The organism is Camelimonas lactis, assembly GCF_004342915.1.
Taxonomy (GTDB): domain Bacteria; phylum Pseudomonadota; class Alphaproteobacteria; order Rhizobiales; family Beijerinckiaceae; genus Camelimonas; species Camelimonas lactis.
Window position 1 is genome coordinate 1 of sequence record NZ_SLWL01000045.1, and the last position, 2,638, is coordinate 2,638.

The following is a 2,638-nucleotide window of genomic DNA, read 5'->3' on the forward strand; positions in this document are numbered from 1 at the left end:
GGCTGCCCGAGGCGTGGAATCGATGCCCACGATGCCGTGGAATCCATGCCCACGATCGCGTGGAATCGATGCCCATCATCCGTGGAATCCGCAGTCTTTGCGGCTGCAGCGGCTTTGCGGCGGTCGGAAAACTCAACATGTCCAGTGCTATGCAAATCAGAACTCCATTTTCTGCTCTTTAGGGCGCGAGCATCCGCTTGGCTGTGGATCGGCTAAGGTTTCCGGAATGATTTTCCCGCGCTCGCGAGGTCGCGCTTTCTGAATATGAAAAAGGGCCAGGCTGGATAGCCTGACCCATAATTTGCTCAGACGGGCTGATTCCAGGCGCGCGCCAGTTCAGGCGGCCTTCAGGTTCTCAGCTGCAACCTTGCCCTTGCGCTGGTCCATGACGATGTCGAACGACACCTTCTGGCCATCGAAGAGGGACGACATGCCCGAACGCTCTACGGCGGAGATGTGCACAAACACATCGGAGTTACCGTCGTCCGGCTGGATAAAGCCAAAGCCCTTGTTGGCGTTAAAAAATTTTACGGTTCCGGTATTCATGACGACTTCCTTTCAAATCGACACAGAATTTCAGCATCCGACAATGTGCCGGATCCTATGAACACGAATTTGAGGAAAGAAGTCGTAACTGCGCTAGCGCGCAAAAACAAAGTTCGTCGACAAGCTCGGTGAAGAATTTACTATACGACAATTGTGTCTTTTGCAAGGGGGCATTGGAAATTATTGCATGTAAGCGCCCATTTTTTTTTCAGCAGATTGTCTGGCCGGTTGTGGTTTCAATATCCGGACACGGATAAACCGCATTCGTTCTGCAGAGAGAGAGGGGTGGCCTTGCCGGGCCACTCTGGCCGTGCAGCCCTATCCTGCGCTGCGGCCCGATAGCCTGCCCCGTGGAGGGAAGCATGGCCACCCAAGACAACCAGCCGCTAAATGCAGTGGAAACACTCCCGGAGGTCGATCCCACCCAGCCGGGAGGCCCCGGGGAAGCGGGAGGGCGGGCGTGATTGGACGCCCAGCAGAGGGTGCGTCATCTGCTTTTAGAAGGGGTTTATGTTTGTATAGCGAGCAAGGGTGTGCCAGATGACCAAAAATACATTGGGCCGCAGCACGGCGACGCCAGCAGTCGATCTGTCGGAGCCGGATCAGACGCCGATGCTCCACGTAACGCTTCTGGCCCATCATGCCAAGGCGCGGAGAGCCCGGATGATGCGCTGGTCGACGTTGGAGCCGCCAAACCCCGCTTTTTGTAGCGATGCCTCTAGAGTTGACGGTTGAGGCGCAATCGGCTGCCCCGCTCTGCGGGGCTTTTTATCGTCAAGTCAAAATGGCGAGATAGATTTCGGGGTCATTGCGTTGCTCCGGAAGTTTCAAATATAATCATATTTTTGTTAAAGGTCGTGCTGAAATGAAATCTAAAAGAAAACACGGAGACGCCTTGAGTCAAATGATGGCGGGTCGTGAGTCTCATATATACGCGGTAGGTCAGTCGGTTATACTATTTAATGCGTTTAAAGAAGCCGATGTTGTCTACCATATTACCAGAATTTTTCCGCCAAGCGGGTCGTCTCCGCAGTATCGTATTCGCAGCGATGTAGAGCGCCACGAAAGAATGGTGACCCAGGACGACATAAGGCCAGTTGCTTCGCTTAGCGCGGCAAAGGGGCGGACTTTGGTTGAAAGGATTCGTAGTCATGGCTAAAGAACAGCGGAGAGGCAATCGCGAGATTAAAAAACCAAAGCAGGAGAAGTCCGCTCCGCAGCCCGCCGGGCTGTTTGTCAGTCAGGATGGGGGTGCGGCAAACATAAATACGAAGCGCGCCAAGGGCAAAACGCGCTGGTGATTGCGATCTGGGCGTCAGGAGCTGGCAATGAAGGTCGTCATCAAGTTCTATCGGATTCGCGATACGGACAAGGCGCATGCTGTGGTCGGGCAAGAGACGCTCGATGCTGCAAATCTTGAAGACGCGATTGAGCAGGCAGTAAGGCTTTCGACGTCCCTTAACATGCCACAGCAACCAGACGCCATGTCCATCAGCGATAGCGATGGAAATGAGGTCCATGTACGAAGACTGGGGCGTCTGGGCGCAGGGCGAGGGCGGTCTGCGCTATAAAAACTGGTCAGACGTTTTCGTTGTATATAGGGAGTGGTCTGTTGTTCATCCTGCCGAAAATATAATTCTCACTGCAGCGACAGCACCTAGCTTGACGCCGGCGCAGCATGGCCGAATTATATTGCCGGCAGGATGAACAGCGAAGGTGACGCCCCTAATCCGTAAATGTTGATGGCCCTACACCCATATAGAACATTTGCGGATTACATATCGCAACGTGGGTGGTGTGGGTTTTTACCTGTATCACCGAAGGTTCATTTTCTCACGCACCCGATCGCTCCCGGCTCCTCTTTCTCCGGCAGTTATACCAGTAGGTCAGCGCTCCCCTGTCAGTGAGCGCGGCCCCCTCGATGAATGCCCGGACAACAACGTCCTGAGGGTGGTTTTCAAGCTGCCGGTACATCGCCATCGCAGCGTCAATCTTGGGTAAGCGGTGTCCCGGCGCCACCTTTCGCTCTGGGGTGCGAATGGTGATGCTCGAAGCGTTTGAGGGCTTCGACATATGCCGATTTCAGAGTTTA

Annotated in this window: 3 protein-coding genes; 2 read left to right on the top strand and 1 reads right to left on the bottom strand. The window is 54.3% G+C overall.

Features of this window, described 5'->3' with window-relative positions; translation table 11 throughout:
• Positions 1–336 precede the first annotated feature (336 nt).
• The gene (locus EV666_RS18030; RefSeq protein ID WP_132011028.1) at positions 337–546 is read right to left on the bottom strand and encodes a cold-shock protein; all 210 of its coding nucleotides are present in this window, start codon (positions 544–546) and stop codon (positions 337–339) included.
• 1,151 nt (positions 547–1,697) lie between these two features.
• Between EV666_RS18030 and EV666_RS18390 the strand changes: the two genes are divergently transcribed.
• Together EV666_RS18390 and EV666_RS18040 are read left to right on the top strand one after the other, a co-directional pair.
• Positions 1,698–1,847, top strand: coding sequence for a hypothetical protein (locus tag EV666_RS18390; RefSeq protein ID WP_165910084.1), 150 nt, complete (start codon positions 1,698–1,700; stop codon positions 1,845–1,847).
• Between the two features lie 27 nt (positions 1,848–1,874).
• On the top strand, positions 1,875–2,117 hold the full coding sequence (locus tag EV666_RS18040; RefSeq protein ID WP_132011032.1) for a hypothetical protein: 243 nt from the start codon (positions 1,875–1,877) through the stop codon (positions 2,115–2,117).
• Positions 2,118–2,638: the final 521 nt, after the last annotated feature.

Coding starts and splice junctions, on each gene's coding strand:
- EV666_RS18030 (WP_132011028.1), bottom strand. CDS start 546: ATGAATACCGGAACCGTAAAATTTTTTAACGCCAACAAGGGCTTTGGC.
- EV666_RS18390 (WP_165910084.1), top strand. CDS start 1,698: ATGGCTAAAGAACAGCGGAGAGGCAATCGCGAGATTAAAAAACCAAAG.
- EV666_RS18040 (WP_132011032.1), top strand. CDS start 1,875: ATGAAGGTCGTCATCAAGTTCTATCGGATTCGCGATACGGACAAGGCG.